14 protein-coding genes and 1 pseudogene are annotated in these 15,833 nt (G+C 38.8%); 4 read left to right on the top strand and 11 right to left on the bottom strand.

Annotation, left to right across the window (positions count from 1 at the left end; genetic code table 11):
* Positions 1–83: 83 nt before the first annotated feature.
* From M1R56_RS02925 to rpsO, 4 genes are all read right to left on the bottom strand, one after another.
* A complete protein-coding gene (locus M1R56_RS02925) occupies positions 84–1,586 on the bottom strand; it encodes a primase C-terminal domain-containing protein (protein ID WP_248034547.1) in 1,503 nt (500 codons plus the stop codon).
* A gap of 31 nt (positions 1,587–1,617) precedes the next feature.
* The gene (locus M1R56_RS02920) at positions 1,618–1,863 is read right to left on the bottom strand and encodes a hypothetical protein (protein ID WP_000601796.1); all 246 of its coding nucleotides are present in this window, start codon (positions 1,861–1,863) and stop codon (positions 1,618–1,620) included.
* Between the two features lie 223 nt (positions 1,864–2,086).
* Positions 2,087–2,587, bottom strand: a complete 501-nt coding sequence (locus M1R56_RS02915) for a hypothetical protein (RefSeq protein ID WP_000373371.1) — start codon at positions 2,585–2,587, stop codon at positions 2,087–2,089.
* A 1,106-nt stretch (positions 2,588–3,693) separates the two neighbouring features.
* On the bottom strand, positions 3,694–3,963 hold the full coding sequence (rpsO, locus tag M1R56_RS02910) for a 30S ribosomal protein S15 (RefSeq protein WP_001018251.1): 270 nt from the start codon (positions 3,961–3,963) through the stop codon (positions 3,694–3,696).
* Between the two features lie 205 nt (positions 3,964–4,168).
* Between rpsO and M1R56_RS02905 the strand changes: the two genes are divergently transcribed.
* Together M1R56_RS02905 and thrS are read left to right on the top strand one after the other, a co-directional pair.
* On the top strand, positions 4,169–4,543 hold the full coding sequence (locus tag M1R56_RS02905) for a hypothetical protein (protein ID WP_248034546.1): 375 nt from the start codon (positions 4,169–4,171) through the stop codon (positions 4,541–4,543).
* A 321-nt stretch (positions 4,544–4,864) separates the two neighbouring features.
* Positions 4,865–6,808 (top strand): threonine--tRNA ligase, encoded by a 1,944-nt coding sequence (gene thrS, locus M1R56_RS02900; protein WP_248034545.1) that lies wholly within the window; start codon positions 4,865–4,867, stop codon positions 6,806–6,808.
* A gap of 206 nt (positions 6,809–7,014) precedes the next feature.
* Here thrS and M1R56_RS02895 read toward each other — a convergent pair whose 3' ends face one another.
* The 7 genes and pseudogenes from M1R56_RS02895 to M1R56_RS02865 form a co-directional block, all read right to left on the bottom strand.
* Positions 7,015–8,064 (bottom strand): DUF389 domain-containing protein, encoded by a 1,050-nt coding sequence (locus M1R56_RS02895; RefSeq protein WP_248034544.1) that lies wholly within the window; start codon positions 8,062–8,064, stop codon positions 7,015–7,017.
* The gene (locus M1R56_RS02890; protein ID WP_001253404.1) at positions 8,061–8,384 is read right to left on the bottom strand and encodes a potassium channel family protein; all 324 of its coding nucleotides are present in this window, start codon (positions 8,382–8,384) and stop codon (positions 8,061–8,063) included. The genes M1R56_RS02895 and M1R56_RS02890 overlap by 4 nt, the downstream gene beginning before the upstream one ends.
* A 242-nt stretch (positions 8,385–8,626) precedes the next feature.
* A pseudogene (locus M1R56_RS02885) lies at positions 8,627–8,902 on the bottom strand (hypothetical protein).
* Positions 8,889–10,880: an ABC transporter permease gene (locus M1R56_RS02880; RefSeq protein WP_248034543.1), complete on the bottom strand. Its 1,992-nt coding sequence runs from the start codon at positions 10,878–10,880 to the stop codon at positions 8,889–8,891. The pseudogene M1R56_RS02885 and the gene M1R56_RS02880 overlap by 14 nt, the downstream one beginning before the upstream one ends.
* A gap of 1 nt (position 10,881) precedes the next feature.
* Positions 10,882–11,640 (bottom strand): ABC transporter ATP-binding protein, encoded by a 759-nt coding sequence (locus M1R56_RS02875; protein ID WP_248034542.1) that lies wholly within the window; start codon positions 11,638–11,640, stop codon positions 10,882–10,884.
* 327 nt (positions 11,641–11,967) lie between these two features.
* The gene (locus M1R56_RS02870; RefSeq protein WP_248034541.1) at positions 11,968–12,942 is read right to left on the bottom strand and encodes a sensor histidine kinase; all 975 of its coding nucleotides are present in this window, start codon (positions 12,940–12,942) and stop codon (positions 11,968–11,970) included.
* Positions 12,935–13,612 (bottom strand): response regulator transcription factor, encoded by a 678-nt coding sequence (locus tag M1R56_RS02865; protein ID WP_000548968.1) that lies wholly within the window; start codon positions 13,610–13,612, stop codon positions 12,935–12,937. Before M1R56_RS02865 ends, M1R56_RS02870 begins: the two co-directional genes overlap by 8 nt.
* 95 nt (positions 13,613–13,707) lie before the next feature.
* Between M1R56_RS02865 and M1R56_RS02860 the strand changes: the two genes are divergently transcribed.
* Both M1R56_RS02860 and M1R56_RS02855 read left to right on the top strand, forming a co-directional pair.
* Positions 13,708–14,784, top strand: coding sequence for a DUF2974 domain-containing protein (locus tag M1R56_RS02860; protein WP_248034540.1), 1,077 nt, complete (start codon positions 13,708–13,710; stop codon positions 14,782–14,784).
* A 105-nt stretch (positions 14,785–14,889) separates the two neighbouring features.
* Positions 14,890–15,519, top strand: a complete 630-nt coding sequence (locus M1R56_RS02855) for an MBL fold metallo-hydrolase (protein ID WP_248034539.1) — start codon at positions 14,890–14,892, stop codon at positions 15,517–15,519.
* The last annotated feature ends 314 nt before the right edge of the window (positions 15,520–15,833 follow it).

The raw sequence follows: 15,833 nt of genomic DNA, 5'->3' as shown, positions 1-15,833 counted from the left end.
TCCTCCATAGATTATTTTATATACATTTATATCTGAGCAATAATCGTAGATATAAATGTAAGGCAGATTGCGGGTTTTTAAAATTATCCAATATCAAGCTCAAATAAAGATAGTTGTTGTGTTTGTTTAAAGCCATCTTTAACCCTTTCTATCACTCTCTGAGTGAACTCTATACTTTCTTCAAAGAAAGCAGCAATATTGGCCATATAAGCCTCCTGACGTTCTTTCTTCACCTTGATAAGGGAAAGCAAGATTGCTTTGATAGAGGCTAATCTGATGCCTCCTCCACGGCCGTGTTTGACTGTGAAGAAGATCTTTTGTTCTGTTTTGAGAACCTTCAATACTTTGTCTAATGAGCGCTCAGGAATGTTCAACTTCTCTCGTATCTCTTTTTTCGTCGTCTGGATAAATGGATCCTCGGATTGATAGAAACCTTCTAAATAAGCCATTACGTCTGTTTTCCATTCATAGAGATGACTATTCTTCCTGTCAGCACGTTTCTTCTTAAATTTGTACCAACGTTGCTTCACAAAGAGATCTGAAGCCTTGAGTTCCTGATTGACCCATGCTTTACATAAAGTCATCACATAATCACGACTAGCAGCTTCATATTTTCCTGAGTAGGCGCTTGTGATAATCTTATGATATTCAGCTGAAGAGAGTGGCTCGTCTAGATTCGCATTAAAACTAGAAAGAACCTCCTCACACTCTTCCTGATCGATTCCTGAAGAGAAGTTGGCTAAAGCCAGCGTGAAAAGAACGTTGTTTCTTCCCATCAAGGCTTTTCCACCTTTGATATTCCCCTCTCTCATCAGCAATTGATACCAGGGCTCATCAATCTGTTTCACCCCTTCAGAGCCCGAAATAACCGTCAAATTGGGCTTTTTACTTGGGAAAGGAAGTTCTGATTGCTTCATTGACCAATCTAACCACTCCTGGAATGAATAGGTATAGTCAGGTTCAAAGAATTCGACATTATCGGTTCGAGGAATACGAGCAATCCCAAAATGGTTACAAGTCAAATCTACTGGTAAAGTTTGAGCAAAGTAATTTCTCAAATTTTGAGAGATAGCTTTAGCCACCTTTACCACTCGAAATTGGGAATGAGCTGTGACATAGGCCGATTCTGATAAGACAAAATAGGCTTGAAATCCCTTATCAGATTTTAGAATCAACGTTGGCATAAAACCTAGCTCCAGAGAAGCGGTTAAAATATCTCCTGTCGTCATTTCTTCAGCTGCAGAGGTAATATCGAAGTCAATGTAGAATGTGTTAATCTGTCTAAGATTATCTTCAGAGTGCCCACGTGTAATCCGTCGACCAGCATCGCTATAGCTTCCATAGCAATATACGTTAGGGGTCCAGTGTGTAAACTGATCCTGATTCTCCAGCAATGATTCGATAGAGGTTAAAACAACACCACGTGCCTTCACCATATTCGCTTTTGAACGATAAGCAAATACAGAGCCTCTTCTTCCTTCTTCAGCTGAAGAGATGAGCTGTAGATGACTATTCTTAAATTTTTGTGTTCTTAATCCGTCTTTTGTGATGATGGATAAGCATTTTAATAAATCAATCTTTTTCATGGTTTTTAGGACTCTCATATCCCTTCACTAGTTATAGTTTGAAGTCAAGTACACTTATAATATATGGCGCCAACTCATTATATGAGAAGTAAATCATTGCCCCTCCTACCAAAATTAAAAATATACTTAACATCCATTCCCAAGGACTTAGAGACAAAAAGAAATCTTTCTCACCACTCCAGCCAAGTCTAATGTCTGTATTTTTAGCTATGATAAATACTCCATTGAACGAAATGCACACTCCTATAATAAACAATACAATAAACAACAAAATCATATAATTTCCTCCTATGTTCATTCTCATTTATTCAACAATTCTTCTGATAACAACCTGGTCTGTAATAAACTTTTGTCTGACAAGATTCATCATTAAATCCATAAAAACAGTGACTACACAGCGTTCTGTTTTTATCTACCCACCAGCAAGGACCATACTTTTCATCGATACAAGGTGTAACCCAGTTGCAAGCACATCGTCTACAAATTCCAGTTTCCATTTTCTATCCCTCGTTTATTCTCATGCTTTTAGGTAGCTTTTTACTCGGTAAGCAGCAACCTTCAGATAAGTCCCCTTTGCTATAAAATTCAGGACTACTTGTCATTACATGGTCACTTCTTCTCCAGCCTCTACGAAGTTGTTTGTAAGATAAAGAAACACGCTTCTCAATTTCTTTAAAACTAAATCCCAACTTCAAATATGTTGTTACAATAGTAGTAGCATGTTCTTTGGACTCTTCGCTTCTTGTTCTTCGCTGAAAGTTAATCTGCTTATCTTCTTCATTTAATGCTATCTGATAATCAATAAACAACTTCCGCATTTCCATAATTTTATGTTGCCAGGCCAAACTGTAAGGCTGCCCTGAATATCGATTCACTAAGTCCTTCACGGGTTGTTTAAATTTCAGCTGAAGAGGATCGAATTCCCCAAGGTCAGAAAAGGGATCAATGAAACCTAATGGTTCGCTTTGAATTAATTCATTGTATAGCGCTTCTCTGTCCATCCTAATATATCTCCTTCTGTTAAATGCACGTCATTGAGTCAAATAAGCTTAACTGGATGGTTGTAGGCGCTTGTTCGCTGTTTCCATTCTTATCATGATCGATAACGTCAAAGATTTCTAACGTGTCTAAATTCATTACAATCTCTAATCCTAACATCGTTGAACTCCTTTCAAATAGAATTTTAAGCGAACAAAAAAGAGAACAGATTTCTCTGTTCTCCTAAAAATATTGAATTATTTGATTTTCTAAAAACTCTTACCACTTACCCAATAGCAGATATGATAGTCTTTCCCATAAAAAACTCCTATATTAGTCAGTAATAAATCAGCAGATTTTAGGGAAGCACAGACACATTAATTTAGCTATCGCTAGTGGGTAATGTCGAACGTAGGAAAGCATTTTACTCCTCCTCAAAACGTAGTTACAAAGTAATTTCTAACTGGAATTCAGTGACTACTTCCATGTAGAGTATAACATACTATACTTTACTTCGTAAAGTGTGGGCTCTCCGAAGGGGCTTGCAGACAGCTACTCGGCATTTCAAGCCGAGTAGCCACGCACCTTTATGGTGTAATTAGCTGATACCATTTGAGGTTTTTGTAGTCTCCAAAATTCTGACCTATAAAACCTCAATAAAAAAGCCCTCTGAAAACCAGAGAGCTAATTTGAGATTGGGATAAAATCCTAGTGAAAAAGATGAAACTCCTTGCATTGATCGAACACTGTGTCATTTCCCTATTTTCATACGGATTTCTTACACCCTTAGCATCATGATTCTTGCTGGATAAAACGTTTATAGACTAGGCGATGAGGCGAAGATTGTACAAAATTTTTAGTGAAACAAAAAAATCTCCCCGAAGGGAGAATATCTGGTTTATTTTACCTTACAGTGCTAGGAACCGTAACCGAAGATTATACTTGAGTATATCGAGGTAAGATGACAAAAATAAAAAGCTACTCAATAGAGTAGCCTTATTTTCAAGATGTGCTCAATTGAACACGGCCTAAGCACTTGGCAAAAAAGATAAAATCTCCTAGAAACTGAAGTTTCTTCGTCAATTTTCCTATTTTTGCTTTGTGCTTTTGACGGCCTTTGTATCTTGAATTAACGACGAAGTCCAAGAGAGTTGATCAACTCACGGTAACGGTTAACGTCGTTTTTACGCAAGTATGCAAGCAAGTTACGACGGCGACCGATTTTCTTCATCAATCCACGGTATGTAGCGTGGTCTTTTTTGTGTTGTTTGATGTGTTCGTTAAGGTGGTTGATTTCCCAAGTAAGGACAGCAACTTGAACCTCTACTGAACCTGTATCACCTTCGTGACGTGCATATTGTGCGATGATTTCATTTTTTTTCTCTTTTGAGATTGCCATGATGTTTCTCCTTTTTATTTGGCTTCATCCGAGTGACAGGTTGGCATGCCTGTAACCAAGAAGAAGTTATTTGTCTCTACGACATTACTTATTCTACCAATAACTAAGTTCTTTGTCAACTGATTTACTATTTTTACCGCAAAAGTGCTATAATAGTTATAGGAAGGATATCTAAGTAGACATCTTGAAAAGAGAGGTGATTACCATGCGTAAATTCCCGCAATATCTCCCCTACTATCTGGTCGTATTTTTCTTTTATTGGCCACTTTATGAGCTGTTATTACGGACTATTACTGAAAACTATATCTTGAAGGAACTCACCATCGGCAACGTTATTATCTTCTCTCCACTGGTGACTTTCATAGCATCACTATTCTACTCTTATCGTTTCAAGTTCTCAGTTTGGTGGTTAATTGGAGTTGGCTTGCTCTTTTGCTTTACCATCATTACCTTCGGAGAATTTATCCTTCTCTGCTTCCTAGCCTATGAAATCTTTGCCCTCGCAGGTATGGCTATCGGTGCCGCTATTAAGAATCTAGTGCAAAAACTGAAAAGGAAAAAACTTTCACAAAAACCTTGAAAAATCTCACAATCATGCTATAATAATGCATAGAGACAAGTCACTTAGAATCTTTCTTTTAGAGAGTGCGTGGTTGCTGAGAACGCATAGGGAGTCTAAACTGATACTACTCTACTAACTTTTATGCAAACATAAAACGGTGGCCACGTTAGAGCCAATCAGAGGTGTCAACAGTTTTTGTTGTACATAAATGAAGGTGGAACCACGTTGCGACGTCCTTTCGAGGAGGTCGCTTTTTGTTTTTCTTGATTTAAAACTGCAAAATAGGGAAACACTTCTGCTATAAAAATAATTGATAACTAATAATATAAGGAGAAAACCATGATTAAAATTACTTTCCCAGATGGCGCTGTTCGTGAATTCGAATCTGGCGTTACAACTTTTGAAATTGCCCAATCTATCAGCAATTCACTAGCTAAAAAAGCTCTTGCTGGTAAATTTAACGGCAAACTCATCGATACTACTCGTGCGATTACTGAAGATGGAAGCATCGAAATCGTGACACCTGATCACGAAGATGCCCTTCCAATCTTGCGTCACTCAGCTGCTCACTTGTTTGCCCAAGCCGCTCGTCGCCTTTTCCCAGACATTCACTTGGGAGTTGGTCCAGCCATCGAAGACGGCTTCTACTACGATACTGACAACACTGCTGGTCAAATTTCTAACGAAGACCTTCCTCGTATCGAAGAAGAAATGCAAAAAATCGTCAAAGAAAACTTCCCATCAATTCGTGAAGAAGTGACTAAAAACGAGGCACGTGAAATCTTCAAGAACGACCCTTACAAATTAGAATTGATTGAAGAACACTCTGAAGACGAAGGTGGTTTGACTATCTATCGTCAAGGTGAGTATGTAGACCTCTGCCGTGGCCCTCACGTCCCATCAACAGGCCGTATCCAAATCTTCCACCTTCTCCATGTAGCAGGTGCTTACTGGCGTGGAAATAGCGACAACGCTATGATGCAACGTATCTATGGTACAGCTTGGTTTGACAAGAAAGACTTGAAAAACTACCTTCAAATGCGTAAAGAAGCTAAGGAACGTGACCACCGTAAACTTGGTAAAGAGCTTGATCTCTTCATGATTTCTCAAGAGGTTGGTCAAGGTTTGCCATTCTGGTTGCCAAATGGTGCGACTATTCGTCGTGAATTGGAACGTTACATTGTCGACAAAGAGTTGGCTTCTGGCTACCAACACGTTTACACTCCACCGCTTGCTTCTGTTGAACTTTACAAAACTTCTGGTCACTGGGATCATTACCAAGAAGATATGTTCCCAACTATGGATATGGGAGATGGTGAAGAATTCGTCCTTCGTCCAATGAACTGCCCACACCACATCCAAGTTTTTAAACACCATGTTCACTCATACCGTGAATTACCAATCCGTATCGCTGAAATTGGGATGCAGCACCGCTATGAGAAATCTGGTGCTTTGACTGGTCTCCAACGTGTACGTGAAATGTCTCTTAACGACGGTCACCTCTTTGTGACTCCAGAACAAATCCAAGAAGAATTCCAACGTGCCCTTCAGTTGATTATTGATGTATATGGGGACTTCAACCTAAACGAATACCGCTTCCGCCTCTCTCTTCGTGACCCTCATGATACTCACAAGTACTTTGATAACGATGAGATGTGGGAAAATGCTCAAACTATGCTTCGTGCAGCCCTTGACGAGATGGGCGTGGACTACTTTGAAGCAGAAGGTGAAGCTGCCTTCTACGGACCAAAATTGGATATCCAAGTTAAGACTGCCCTTGGTAAAGAAGAAACTCTTTCTACCATCCAGCTTGACTTCTTGCTTCCAGAACGCTTCGACCTTAAATACATCGGAGCTGATGGTGAAGAACACCGTCCAGTTATGATTCACCGTGGTGTTATCTCAACTATGGAACGCTTCACAGCTATCTTGATTGAAAACTACAAGGGTGCCTTCCCAACATGGCTTGCACCACACCAAGTAACTCTTATCCCAGTTTCTAACGAAAAACACGTGGACTACGCTTGGGAAGTAGCTAAGAAACTCCGTGACCGTGGTGTTCGTGCCGATGTGGATGAACGCAATGAAAAAATGCAATTCAAGATCCGTGCTTCTCAAACTCAAAAAATTCCTTACCAATTGATCGTTGGTGACAAGGAAATGGAAGAGAAGGCTGTAAACGTTCGCCGTTATGGTCAAAAAGAAACTGAAACTATGCCGGTAGACGCATTTGTAGAATTGATTCTTGCTGATATTGCTAACAAATCACGTGTTGAAAAATAAACGATAAAATATGGGATAATATTTCTAGCTAGTTAAAAAAGCAACAACTGAAAACGTTGTTGCTTTTTTATTTAGCCTGAGCTAGTAGTGATTGGACAAACTTCCACAAATGGCATCCTCGTCAACAATTCTTTCTATCCACTAACTTTGGGATATAGGATATACTCCTAAGATTTGCTTCCTCGAGTTAGAAAAGGTCAATATCCTCAGTCCTTGTCTGCCTCAATTTCTTTTACGATGTCATCTTGTGAATCTTTTTCAGAGAGTTTTTGGTCGATATACTTGTCAATGTTTTCGTAAAATTCCTTTATCGTCTCACTATCTAATTTTGTCGAATTGTTGAATTGCTTGACTTTCAATTGAACAGATTGAATACCGTAAGAGGCTTGTTTTTGGCGGATTGTTTCTAATTCTTCTTCTGAAATCGGATCTCCAACAACTGTCAAAACCAATTCATTGTCCCTAGACTTATAGACTTGATTAATGACCGTATGATTGGCGAACTCTTTGCCTACAAACTGTTTAATCCCTTCTTTTCGTGCTTGATCTATCGTCAGAGTGACTGCTGAATAGCTGGCTGGAAGAACCAATAATACAATTAAGGATATCAACCCAATTCTCATTTTAATGTTTAGCTCTTTAAATGAACTTAAAGGAGATTTTCTCATTAAAATTCTAGTTCCAACAATATTGGTTAGCATGATAAAGACACAGTTGATCAAGAAAAGATAGAGAGCCCCCAATAAAAATCGTACATTTCCATTAGCTAAACCATAACCTGCAGTACAGATAGGTGGCATCAGAGCTGTTGCAATAGCTACTCCTGGCACAATATTATTTGCTTCTTTTTTCCTTGAACCAATTACACCTGCTATCCCACCAGCAATAGCAATGAGAACATCCCAAATTGTTGGAGAGGTTCGTGCAATCAACTCGCTACTTGCATAAGATAAGGGAGAAATCCAGAAATACAGAGTCGAGACAAGCAAACTGACTAATACTTGAGTCAATAAAACCTCTAGAGATTGCTTGATTAAACGCGTATCAAAAATAGCTAAACCGAATCCTAGTCCCACAATCGATGTCATAAGAGGGGAAATCAGCATGGCTCCAATAATAACAGCTGTTGAATTCATGTTTAGACCTATAGAGGCAATAAAAATCGCACACATTAAAATTACTGTATCTCTTAATCGAACATGAAGATCATCATATAATTTCTCACGGTATTCCCGTGTTGAATAATTGGCAGTCATTTGTCCTCTCCTCTTTCCTTATTTAAATCGGTATAATAATTAATAATAACAGCTGATAAACAGCCAAAAAATATGAGCCCATAAATCGTCAAGAAGACACTGGTAATCCTTCCAATCAAGGTCACAGCTAGGAGATCCCCGTAGCCGACAGTCGTCGAAGTCACAAAAGCATACCAAAGACCGTCTCCGTAATTTGTGATAGCAGGTTCAACTAGGAAAAGCACGCCTCCTGACCCAAAAACAAAGGTCACAAAACTCAGAGCAAACCGAGTAAAACCCGTAACCTGTATAATATGCCATAACATTTTTAAACGTCTCATTTGTTCTCCTTATTCATACTAGCTCCTGACCGAGCCGTTTTTTCCAATAATCAAAGTGAAGATAGGACATGATCTCCATCAGAGAAAGATAGACAAACTGATAGATCTGATTTAAGCTGATTATCAACTGATATTGTTTGAAAAATGACTGGAAGAAAGACCAGATATGACTGTCTTGAATCAGTCCCTTCTTAACATTATATCAAAAATTTTACAGTCTTTCTCTGAAGAAATCAATTAATTTAAAAGATAGAGAAAGGAAGAAATTTTTGTATCCTTATCCGAAGAAGAAAAAACGTTATCTCCTCTGAAAGAAGATAACGTTTTAATGTTTAAACATGATGAGTGTGTTTGGCTTTCCAATTTTGCATCATGCAAATCGGTCAAGGTATTGCGATCCCCAAGGTAAACCCGCAAATTATGGCTACTAAGATAGAGTATCCAATATAATCTAGGATTCCTCCGTCAAAATAACTTTCTGACTTTACATTATATCCTTTATTTTTATATTTGAACAATCTTGCGATAGCTTCTTGAAGTTATCATAAAGATTAGTACATAAACTAAAGCAAAGATACCACAAATAGAAAGTGTTACACTTAACATCATGGCTGAATCAACAACACCAACGACCTTGAGAATCAGGCTCAACATGTGATAAGCAAAAGCCAGATGAAGGAAGGCAAAGGCCAGAGGTAGGAAGAAAACAGTCAAGACCTGCTTGTTAATGGTTTGCTTGATTTGTTTTTGATCCAAACCAACCTTTTGCAGAATGACAAAGCGTTCACGGTCTTCATAACCTTCTGAAATTTGTTTATAGTAGATAACGAGTACAGTACCTACCATAAAGATGATAGAGAGAAAAATACCGATAAAGAGGACTCCACCAAAGAGAGCGTTCATTTCGACAGTTGACTCACTCGCAATGTTTGCACCGTAAACCATACCATCCTCGTTCTTGAGATTGTGACTGAAATTATTCACATACGCATCGAAATCATCAGATAGCTTTAACTGTTCCTCTTTACTTGCTGTCACATCCATTCCACCATATAGCTGAGTGTATATAGCAGAATCCTGGTATTTATCTAAAAAGTCCTGCAAATTTGAGACAACAAGGTAGTTATAATCTGAGATCAAAAGTACATACTGGTTAGCAACATGGTCTCTGAGGAAATCTTGCTGGATTTCTTGCTTGATCGTATAGTTCTGATTGTTCAGACTGAATGCTTTTTGACCTTTAAGGCCATCGTTCTTAGCGAATAGTCCCACCTCATTATTCGTAAGGTTCAGCTTTTGTCCAGTCATTTTTTCATAATCCTTTTGATCAAAGACTAGGAAAACTGTCTTGGGCATAACACTATTTTGACCTTTTGCAAAGGTGGTTAATTTGGTACCATCTTGACTAGAAAGGCCGAAACTTGCATAGCTAAGAACATCCTTAGTGCTGATTGTTAGGTTCTTTTCCTTAGCATACTGAGTTAAAAGTTGGTCTAAATCCTCAACTTCTACATTTTGTCCTGAAATTGACATATCGTGAGGATACAGGAGTTTTTTAATATTTTCAGAACCATTGTAAATACTGGTTGCTGCCGACATGGTGACCAAAACCATGGTGGAAAGGATGGCGATAGTCGCTAAACCAACCGCATTTTTCTTCATACGGAAAATGAGGTTAGAAACAGAGATGAGATTGTTAGGTTTGTAGTAATATTTCTTGTTTTTCTTGAGCATTTTCAAGAAAACTGTAATCCCAGCATTGAACAAGAGATAGGTTCCTAAAATGACCAGTATTACAGCTAAAAAGAAGGTAGAAATAGCTAATAGAGCATTTGTTACGCTTTGAGCTAGATAATAGCCACTACCTAAAGAGAGTAGTCCCAAGATTGTCTGAAACACTAGGAAACGGCCCTTCTTCTCACCTTTTGCTTTCTCACGAGATAGTTGGAGAGCATCCATACGGATAATGCGGATAGCATTTAGGATGACAATGACTAAAAAGATAAAACCAAATACCAGAAGGATGGAAAGGACTACGGACCATTGGAATGTGGCTACTAACTCCACTTTCATCTTTGAAAGTTTGAGCAATAAAGCGAAAATCAGATTATCAAAGAGGGCACCAATTCCAATCCCTGCAGTGACTGTTACTAGCCCAAATATCAAGAGTTCCTTAAAGGTCATACCAATCAAATGGCGTTTTTCTAAGCCCAACATGCCATATATACCCAGTTCTTTGGAACGATTTTTCATGACAAAACTATTGGCATAAAGTACGATAATGGCAGATGCAAGTGTCACTACGATCAGACCTAGTTGAAGGGTAAATTGAATAGAAGATCCACCCCGCATTTCTACCATTTTAGGATTAAAAGTTAATGAATAAAATAGATAGCTGATAGTAACTGCAAGGAGAACTGCTAGTGCAAAAGGGTAATAGAGTTTGCGGTTTTTGATTAAGTTGGAGATGGCCAACTTATTGGTTAGTCGAAACATATTAGTTCACCTCACTTGCCATAACAGTCAAGGTGTCAGAGATTTCTTGGAACATCTGACGTTCAGTTTTTTCACCACGGTAGATTTGATTGTAGAGAATGCCGTCCTTGATGAAAATGACACGTTTAGCACGGCTGGCTGCAGCTGTTGAGTGGGTTACCATGAGAATGGTTTGACCTCGCTCGTTAATCTCATCGAAGACATCTAGCAGTGCTGCAGATGACTTAGAGTCTAGGGCTCCTGTTGGCTCATCAGCGAGGAGAATTTCTGGTTCTGTGATGATAGCCCGTGCAACTGCAACCCGTTGTTTTTGCCCTCCAGAGATTTCATAAGGGTACTTCTCCTGCAATTGATTGATGCCAAGATTTTCGGCCGTCACGACCAATTTTTTCATCATTTCTGTAATAGGTTTTCTAGACAATACCAAAGGGAGTAAGATATTGTCTTTAACAGAAAGCGTATCTAACAAATTGAAGTCTTGGAAGACAAAGCCTAATTTTTCACGACGGAAGCTTGATGCTTCAGAATTTTTAATGGTAGCTGTGTCAGTTCCGTTTAGGAAGACCTGCCCACGCGTTGGCTTGTCAAGCATAGCAAGAATATTGAGTAGGGTTGATTTACCAGAACCAGACTCACCCATGATAGCAACGTAGTCGCCTTTTTCAACGGTAAAGTGAATATCTTTCAGGGCTTCTACTTGGTTGCCTTGAAAGCGAGTTTTATAAATCTTTTGAACGTGTTTTACATTTAATAGTGTCATTTTAACTTCTCCTTTTTAATATCCCATTAATTGAAACTGAGCTTGCATCATTTCGATGCCAAGCTGAACTCGCTCGATATCCTTTGGACTCGGCTTACTTGTTTGTTTCTTTTGTAAAATTGTTTTCATGGTTTCTCTCCTTTTTCTTTATGCTCTAAGTTTACTCCAAAAAAAGATGGCTTGCCATAACATAACCTTACAAAAGAGGCCTTTAATCTTACATTTTTGTAAGATTACATTTTTTATCTAATTGAAGCCGTTTTTCTCACCATATCAAGGTCTAAAGAAGAGCTTGAAAGGTTTCTTCCAAGCTCTTCACAATTCTTTTCATTCAATCAGTAAATTCACTTCAGAGAACTTAATCCTCACAGTTGTTCCTTGCCCAAGCTCGGATTCTATTTGAATTTGATGTCCTAATTCTTGGCTGATTTTCTGGGTTAGATAGAGCCCAAGTCCAGATGACTGCTGGGTCATTCGACCATTATATCCTGAAAATCCACGTTCAAAGACTCGCAACCGATCACTATTTTTGATACCAATCCCAGTATCTTTGATGCAAAGTTCCTGACCTTCCATGTAGATTTCAATTCCACCTACATTTGTGTACTTGAGGCTATTTGAAAGGATTTGTTCAATAACTACCAACAGCCATTTCTTATCCGTCACAATGCTCCTGTCTAAGTCATGCAGATTAATACTTAGACCTTTCTGGATAAAGAAAAGGGCATATTTGCGAATGACTTCCTTGACCAGATCTTCTATATTTGCTTTCTTCAAAACCAAATCATCATGGAAGCTTTCTAAGCGTAGATATTGGAGTACGAGATTGGTATAGGAATCAATCTTAAAAATTTCCTGCTCCAACTGTTGTTTCAGTTGGCGATCTGCCACCTCACTTACAAGGAGTTTACTGGCTGCAATTGGTGTTTTTATCTGATGCACCCAGAGAGTATAGTAGTCCACCAAATCATTATAGCGGTTTTCAGCATCTGATTTCTTTTGATAGAGTTCAGATTCACTTTTCTCTAATTTTTCAGTTAGAAGGACTTCCATTGGTGACTTAGCTTTTCTTTCGCCATAGAGCAATTCCTTACGATAACGTTGCAATTCTATCAAGAAATCATATACCAAAAACAAAAATGTCAAAAATGTAGATAGAAAGAAGAAATAGTTAAAGTAGGGCACTTGACTAACAAATAGGACATCAAAAAGAAAGATGAGACCCGTCAATAACAGAATAAAAGCAAAAAAACGGCTACGCGAACGGATATAAGCTAGAAAAAAACTTTTAAGTTCAAGCATGTTTCAATCCGTACCCTATCCCTTTCTTAGTTTCGATAAAACCAATCAAACCTTCTTCCTCTAGTTTCTTGCGCAAGCGAGCGACATTAACAGATAAGGTATTGTCATCGATAAAAAAGTCACTGTTCCAGAGTTCCCGCATCAGGTCGTCACGCGCTACGATATTTCCAGCATGCTCAAATAAAACTCGTAAAATCTGAAATTCATTCTTGGTTAGGCTGATAGCTTTACCATTGACATGCACATCCATAGACTTGGTATTGAGAATAACTCCAGCATACTCAAGGAGACTCTCATCCCGTCCAAACTCATAAGAGCGGCGCAATAAGCCCTGTACCTTGGCTAGAAGAACCTGCTGGTCAAAAGGCTTGGTTACAAAGTCATCCGCTCCCATATTGATAGCCATAACGATGTCCATGGCCTGGTCTCTCGAAGACAGAAACATAATGGGAACTTTAGAAATCTTGCGAATTTCCTGACACCAGTGATAGCCATTAAAGAGAGGCAAGCCGATATCCATGAGAACTAGATGAGGCTCAGACTGAACAAATAGTGTTAGAACCTCCATGAAGTCTTCTACCATGACTACCTCAAATCCCCATTCAGAGAGCATTTTCCCAACTTGTTGACGAATAACTGGATCATCTTCTACTAGTAAAATCTTATGCATCTGCTCCTCCTTTTTCTATATTATAGCAAAATTCTCCTCACTACTAGCGAAATTGATGCAAATCTGATAAGATAAAAGTTAAGAAAGGAGTTCCCATGGCCAATATTTTCGACTACCTAACTGATGTTCAATACGATTCTTTTTATGATCTTCCCTTAAATGAACTGGATATACTTGCTCTGACAGAGCTGACCTATCTTTCTTTTGATAATCTATTGGACCAGCCTGTCAATCGTTTAAGCGATGTCGCAACACGTGTTCCTCGTGAGACTAACATGTTGACCAATAAAGAACGTCTCCAGCTCCTCGATCAGTTATCCCAACACAAACGTTTTAAAAATAGCAAACTCTCTAACTTTGTCAACGATATTGATACGGAGCAACAGAAACAGTTCGCTGCTATGACCTATCGCCTTGATTTAGATACTTATCTGATTGTCTTTCGAGGTACAGACGATAGTATTATTGGTTGGAAGGAAGATTTCCACATGACCTACATGAAGGAAATCCCTGCTCAAAAGCACGCTCTTGAATACTTAGAAGATTTCTTTACCCAACATCCAAAACAAAAAGTGATTGTTGCTGGACATTCTAAAGGTGGGAATCTAGCCGTCTATGCTGCCAGTCAAATCCAGCCTGAATTGCAAGACAAGATATCTGCAGTTTATACCTATGATGCCCCTGGTTTGCAGGCTCATCTGACTGAGACCACTGGTTATCAAGATGTTATTACAAAAATTCACCGTTTTGTCCCACAAGGTTCTGTCATTGGCATGATGCTGGAAGTTCCTGATGCTCCTATCGTCGTCAAATCTACGGCTCTCGGAGGAATCGCCCAACACAGCACCTTTAGTTGGCAAACTGAGGATAATCACTTTGTCCAACTAGAGTCAATCAGTAGTGAAAGTCTACAAATCAAAGACACTCTTAAAGAATGGGTGGATAGTGTTCCCGATGAGGAACTGGAGCTCTACTTCGATCTCTTTTTTGGTACCATCCTAGAATCTGGAATTAGCTCCATTAATGAACTGTCTTCTAAAAATGCAATTGACCATGTTCGACAACTTGTTTCTCAAGCCCAGACACTGGAACCTGAACAAGTTGAAATCTTAAAAAATCTGTCACAACTCCTACTGGATGCTCGCTTCCAAGCCTGGAAAAATCATTTTTAATGTCTAAAAAAGTCTCTTCTTTTATGGAGGGACTTTCTTCTTGATTCCTTATTTTATTCTTCTGTGTTATACTAGAAACTGTAAATCTTTGAAAGAGGAAATCCTATGAAAATCCATAAAACTGTGAATCCTGTCGCCTATGAAAATACTTATTATCTTGAAGGGGAGCAACACCTGATTGTAGTCGATCCTGGTAGCCATTGGGAGGCCATTCGCAAGACTATCGAGAACATTAACAAACCAGTCTGTGCCATTCTTCTGACCCACACTCACTACGACCATATTATGAGTCTTGACTTGGTCAGAGATACTTATGGAAATCCTCCAGTCTATGTGGCAGAAAGTGAAGCATCTTGGCTCTATACTCCTGTCGACAACCTTTCAGGACTCCCTCGACACGATGATATGGCGGATGTCATCTGCAAACCAGCTGAACACACTTATGTCTTTCATGAAGAATACCAGATTGAAGAATTCCGCTTCACAGTCTTACCAACGCCAGGCCACTCTATCGGTGGAGTTTCATTGGTTTTCCCAGATGGACACTTGGTCTTAACGGGAGATGCCCTTTTCCGAGAAACCATTGGTCGGACAGATTTGCCAACTGGTAGTATGGAACAACTCCTTCATAGTGTCCAAACCCAGCTCTTCACCCTTCCAAACTACGATGTCTATCCAGGACATGGTCCGGCTACGACCATCGCTCACGAAAAAACTTTCAATCCATTTTTCTAGCAAGAGAAAAGAGGCTGATCAAAAAGTCTTTAAAATCAGAAAAACGCATATTATCAGGTGTTGAGAAACCTTGATAATATGCGTTTTATCATGAAAAGATTTTCTAAATTTTTCCTCAAATAATTGATGGATAAATTATAGGTTGTGATTATTTTTCTTTCTTGCGATAGCTAAACAATCCAGCATTTAGAGTCAATACTCCAAATAGTGTAGTGAGAATTGAGCTATTTTCACCAGTATAGTCATTTAGTTTTAAAAAAGCGCTCTAAACATTCAAAGATATTTGGAACTTCCCTTAATAAATTTGTCACTTT

The organism is Streptococcus sp. oral taxon 431 (assembly GCF_023115445.1).
Taxonomy (GTDB): domain Bacteria; phylum Bacillota; class Bacilli; order Lactobacillales; family Streptococcaceae; genus Streptococcus.
The sequence above is the reverse complement of the archived record's forward strand: the minus strand, read 5'-3'. Positions and strand labels throughout refer to the sequence as shown.